Origin of the sequence: Synechococcus sp. OH20 (assembly GCF_047502685.1) — a bacterium.
Lineage (GTDB): Bacteria > Cyanobacteriota > Cyanobacteriia > Thermostichales > Thermostichaceae > Thermostichus.
On sequence record NZ_JANSIQ010000025.1, the window covers coordinates 1 to 5,256 of the forward strand.

Genomic DNA, 5,256 nt, shown 5'->3' on the forward strand with positions numbered 1-5,256 from the left:
CACGAGCGCTTTGAGTTCCCCGAAGAAGTCCTACCCCGCGGCAACGCGCTCTAAACTGGCGCTGGCTGTCGAACGCTTGAGTTCTCTCGATCCTTCACGTGAGAGCCGGGGCCGAGCGTTCGCCTATTCAAGCCTTGGATTGGATGGGTAGGCGCTCGGCCATTCTTAAGCTCCTTTGCTTTTCACCTCTATCTTCTGCTGTACTGACTGTTACTCTTTTTGGAGGCTGGCCTCAGTGACTTCAACGACCTTTGGTTCCGCAGCGATGCAGGATCGCACCCAGGGCGGGTTTGCCTGGTGGGCCGGGAATGCTCGCTTGATCAATCTCTCCGGTCGGCTCTTGGGTGCCCACGTGGCCCACGCCGGCCTGATCGTCTTCTGGGCGGGAGCGATGCTGCTGTTTGAGGTGGCTCACTTCACGCCGGATCGGCCTATGTACGAGCAGGGCCTGATCCTGATGCCCCACGTGGCCACTCTGGGCTGGGGGGTTGGCCCGGGCGGCGAAGTTATCGACACCTACCCCTACTTTGTGATCGGCGTGCTGCACTTGATCTCCAGCGCAGTGCTGGGGTTGGGGGGCATCTATCACGCCGTGCGCGGCCCAGAAACCCTGGAGCAGTCTTTCCCCTTCTTCGGCTACGACTGGAAAGACAAGAACAAGATGACCACCATCTTGGGGATCCACCTCATCCTCTTGGGGTTGGGGGCTTTCCTGTTGGTGGCCAAGGCCATGTGGTTTGGCGGTGTCTATGACACCTGGGCTCCCGGCGGTGGCGATGTGCGAGTGATCACCAACCCCACCCTCAACCCGGCGGTGATCTTCGGCTACCTGTTCAAGTCTCCCTTCGGCGGCGACGGCTGGATCATCAGCGTGGACAACATGGAGGATGTGATCGGCGGCCATATCTACATCGGCATCATCTGCATTGCCGGTGGGATCTGGCACATCCTCACCAAGCCTTTTGGCTGGGCCCGCCGTGCTTTCATCTGGTCGGGGGAAGCTTATCTCTCCTACAGCTTGGCGGCGGTCTCGCTGATGAGCTTTATTGCCACCTGCTACATCTGGTTCAACAACACTGTTTACCCCAGCGAGTTCTACGGCCCCACCGGCCCTGAAGCCTCGCAAGCGCAAGCCCTCACCTTTATCGTGCGCGACCAGCGCCTGGGGGCGAACATCGGCCAGGCCCAAGGCCCCACCGGTCTGGGTAAGTACCTGATGCGCTCCCCCACGGGCGAGATCATCTTCGGCGGTGAGACGATGCGCTTCTGGGATGTGCGGGCGCCCTGGAAAGAGCCGCTGCTGGGCCCCAATGGCTTGGATCTGGATAAGTTGAAAAACGACATCCAACCCTGGCAAGCTCGCCGTGCGGTGGAGTACATGACCCACGCGCCACTGGGATCCCTGAACTCGGTGGGGGGTGTGGCGACCGAGATCAACACGGTGAACTTCACCAGCCCGCGCACCTGGCTGGCAGCCCACAACTTCATCTTCGGCTTCCTGTTCTTCGTTGGCCACCTGTGGCATGCCGGTCGCGCCCGTGCCGCTGCTGCCGGCTTTGAGAAAGGGATCAGCCGCGAGAACGAGCCGGTTTACCGGATGAAGCCGATCCGATAAGCACGGAAGTCTCTCGGAGATCAACCTTTGGCCCCCGGTAGGGGGCCTTTTTTTGGGGATCCCCCCCGCCAGGATTGGCAGAGAAGGAAGAGAGGATAGAGACTGAGAAGGCTGAATGTTCGGTAAAGATGCACAAAGTCCCGGTTACGGTCATCACTGGATTTTTGGGATCCGGCAAGACCACGGTGATCCGTCACCTGTTGCTCAACAACCAGGGCCGCCGCATCGCCGTTTTGGTCAATGAGTTTGGCGAAGTGGGCATTGATGGCGAACTGCTGCGGGATTGCCAACGTTGCGAGGGAGAGGGATCCATCCCCATTTTGGAGCTGGCCAACGGCTGCCTCTGCTGCACAGTGCAGGAGGAATTTTTGCCCACCATGGAAACCCTGCTGCAACGGCGGGCGGAGCTGGACGGCATCCTGATTGAGACTTCAGGATTGGCCTTGCCTAAGCCCCTGGTGCAGGCTTTCCGCTGGCCAACCCTTCGCACCGGCGCCACGGTGGATGCGGTGATTGCAGTGGTGGACGGTCAGGCTCTGGCTTCTGGGCAACTGGTGGGGGATCGGGCGGCGCTGGAAGCGCAGCGGCAGGCCGATGCGAGCCTGGATCACGAGACGCCCATTGAGGAGCTGTTTGCGGATCAGTTGAGCTGCGCCGATTTGGTGCTGCTGAGCAAGGTGGATCAGATCCCAGCGTCACAGCGGGCCCAGGTGGAGAGCTGGCTGCGGCAACAATTGCGCCCTGAGGTTCGAGTCCTCCCCTGTGAGCGGGGCCAGGTTGCCCCAGAAGTGCTCTTGGGCTTGCAGGCGGCGGTGGAAGATCAGTTGGAGCGCCGCCCCAGCCACCACGACCACGAAGAAGACCACGAGCACGAGGCCTTCGAGTCTTTTTACCTGAGCCTGGAGGGGGGCTATGAGCCGGGATCCCTAGTTGCCCAACTGCGTCAACTGGCTCAAGAGGAATGCCTCTACCGGGTGAAGGGGTTTGTGGCCGTGCCCCACAAGCCGATGCGGCTGGTGCTGCAGGGGGTGGGAGGGCGATTTGAAACCTACTACGACCGGCCCTGGCGCCCGCAAGAGCCGCGGTTGACCCGCCTAGTGTTCATCGGGCAGAGGCTTAACCGGGAGCGCATTGCCGCTCAGCTTCAGGGCTTGGCTCACAGAGAAGCAGCGGCTTTTACCGGCTGATCCCTGTCGGGATCCCTCACCCCCAGCCCCTCTTCCAGAGGGAGTGATCCCCTCACCCCCAGCCCCTCTCCCAGAGGGAGTGATCCCCTCACCCCCAGCCCCTCTCCCAGAGGGAGAGGGGAGTTGGCGTGACCCTATAAAAGCGGCCTAGAGGTAGGCATCTAGGAGAGAGGCCACGGTGGGGAAGTGGCAGGGCAAGCCCAGGGCTGCTGGCGAGAGGGCCGGATAGACAAAATGGCGGTGGCGCAGACAGTACTCGTCCCACGCCGAAAGCCGCACCCCAAACAGAAAAGCCAAGCTGCGGAGGAGTCCGAGGGGCAAGGGCAGGCGGAAGTAGATCCGCTTTCTGAAATAGGCGCACACCTGTTCCACGCACTCATCCACAGACAGAGGGGGGTTGCCCAACACCCAATCGCCGCCACCGGGCGGATGGGCTACCCAGTAGGCCACCATCTCTGCCACATCGGCAGCGTGGATGAAGTGGAAGCTGGCATCCACCCGCAAAAAGCGGATGAGATCCAGCCAGCGGAGCACATCCTTAAGGCCAGCGGTGATGTGGGAATAGGGGTGGTGGGGGCTGCCGCCAAACAGTAGGGTGGGGTAGAGCGTCAGCAGCCGATCCGGCCAGAAGCAGCTTTCCCGCCGCCGCAGCAGCATCGCGTACTTGCTGCGGATGTAGTCGGTGCCGGCCTGGCCGGCGATGGCCAAAGGTTGTAACGCCTGATCCAAAAGGCTGGCGGTGGAAAAGTAGATCACCTGCTGGCAGCGCCGGGGATCCAACAACTGAAAGAGCTCCAGAGTGTGGGTAACATTCACCGCCCAGGTTAGGGTGGGATCCCCCCAAGCCGCCGCCATGTGGATTAGCCCATCCATCTGTTGCAGCAGAGCGGCGTGCTCGCGGATGTGCAGCAGATCGCCGGGCACCAGGGTGATAGGGGCGGGCAAATGCTCCGGGGGTAACCGCAGACGGCTGGGATTGCGGATAAGAATGTAGAGGTGGTAGGCGGGCCGCTCCGGAAACTCGGGATCCCTTTCCTGGGCCAGGCGCTCTAACACATAGTGCCCCAGACAGCCGCTAGCGCCGGTAAGAAACAGGTTTCGCAAGAGGTCTTCCCAACGGCAACTCATCGAAAAAGCTTTTGACTAGTCTACCGCCTTGGCTTGCGCCTGCCGGAGCGGCCTAACTCCCAATTCCTCTGCCGGCAAGTCCGGGCAACTGCACCCTGTTCCAAGCCGGGCAGCAGGCTAGAAATCTGGCCGCAAGAATGGCAGCATAGTTCGACAAGGATCCCCTACCGGGATCCCAGCTAAGACCGCGCTCAACTCGACCTCTGTCTGTGGCCGTAACCTCCTCTTCCCCTAGCAGGCGCGCTTTCAGTCTGTGGCCACCGCTGGCCTTGGTCTTGCAGCGGCTGGCCCAAGCGGTGCCGGTGCTACTGCTGATCACGGTGCTCAGCTTTTTGCTCTTGCAACTGGCTCCCGGCGATTTTTTGGATCCCTTGCGGGCGGATCCCAGTGTCAGCCAAGAGTTTATCGCCCAGGAAGAGGCACGGCTGGGCCTGGATAAGCCCTTGATTTGGCAGTATTTGACCTGGCTGAGCAATCTGCTGCAGGGGGATTTTGGCGTCAGCTACACATACCGCGTGCCGGTGGCGCAGCTTATTCTCTCCCGTGCCGGCGCCACCTTGCTGTTGGCAGTGTGCTCTGTTTTGCTAACTTGGCTAATTGCCATTCCTCTGGGGATCCTGGGGGCGCTGCGGCAGAACACTCCTTTGGATCGGGCGTTGCAGTTGCTCAGCTACCTGGGGCAGGCCATGCCCAGCTTTGTGCTGGCCATTTTGCTGCTGATCGTGGCTCAAAACGTGGGCTGGTTGCCGGTAGGGGGAATGACCAGTGTTTATTTTGCCGAGCTCGGTTGGGGGGGGAAGCTGCTGGATCTGGGCCGCCACCTGCTCTTGCCCACGCTGGCCCTGAGCATTACCAGCTTTGCCGGGCTGCAGCGGATTACCCGCGGCAACTTCTTGGACGTGCTGCGGCAGGAATACATCCAGGCGGCGCGGGCACGGGGCATTCCTGAATGGCGGGTGATCTGGCTGCATGCATTGCGCAACGCCGTCAACCCCTTGATCACGATCTTGGGCTTTGAGTTTGCCAATCTGCTCAGCGGCTCCTTCATTGCCGAGTTTTTCTTCAACTGGCCGGGGCTGGGCAAGCTGCTCTTGGAAGCCGTCCAAAGCTTTGACATCAACGTGGTGATGGCCGGGCTTTTGCTGGGAGCAGTGATGCTGATTTTGGGCAACCTGTTGGCCGATCTGCTCTTGATGTGGGTGGATCCGCGGATCCGACCTGAGTCTTTGCTATGAACTACCCCACCGCGTAGGCGGGTGGGGTTTCCTCACCCGCTTTACGGCGAGATTTTTGTCTCTTCCTCTGCCCCAGTTGCTTCATCGTTCC

Annotated in this window: 4 protein-coding genes; 3 read left to right on the forward strand and 1 reads right to left on the reverse strand. The window is 61.0% G+C overall.

All coding sequences use genetic code 11. From position 1 onward, the window contains the following. Positions 1-265: 265 nt before the first annotated feature. Together psbC and cobW are read left to right on the forward strand one after the other, a co-directional pair. Complete coding sequence (psbC, locus tag NW826_RS05775; RefSeq protein WP_414335970.1) at positions 266-1,615, forward strand: photosystem II reaction center protein CP43; 1,350 nt, start codon at positions 266-268, stop codon at positions 1,613-1,615. Between the two features lie 128 nt (positions 1,616-1,743). Beyond that, complete coding sequence (gene cobW, locus NW826_RS05780; RefSeq protein WP_414509661.1) at positions 1,744-2,802, forward strand: cobalamin biosynthesis protein CobW; 1,059 nt, start codon at positions 1,744-1,746, stop codon at positions 2,800-2,802. Positions 2,803-2,949: 147 nt separating this feature from the next. On the opposite strand, the gene NW826_RS05785 is transcribed toward cobW, so the two are convergent. Beyond that, complete coding sequence (locus tag NW826_RS05785; RefSeq protein ID WP_414509662.1) at positions 2,950-3,906, reverse strand: NAD-dependent epimerase/dehydratase family protein; 957 nt, start codon at positions 3,904-3,906, stop codon at positions 2,950-2,952. A gap of 233 nt (positions 3,907-4,139) precedes the next feature. Between NW826_RS05785 and NW826_RS05790 the strand changes: the two genes are divergently transcribed. Further along, the gene (locus NW826_RS05790; protein WP_414339001.1) at positions 4,140-5,165 is read left to right on the forward strand and encodes an ABC transporter permease; all 1,026 of its coding nucleotides are present in this window, start codon (positions 4,140-4,142) and stop codon (positions 5,163-5,165) included. Positions 5,166-5,256 lie beyond the last annotated feature (91 nt).

What these genes read in the sequence shown, in the direction of transcription:
- psbC (WP_414335970.1), top strand. Translation starts at nt 266, where the DNA reads ATGCAGGATCGCACCCAGGGCGGGTTTGCCTGGTGGGCCGGGAATGCT.
- cobW (WP_414509661.1), top strand. Translation starts at nt 1,744, where the DNA reads ATGCACAAAGTCCCGGTTACGGTCATCACTGGATTTTTGGGATCCGGC.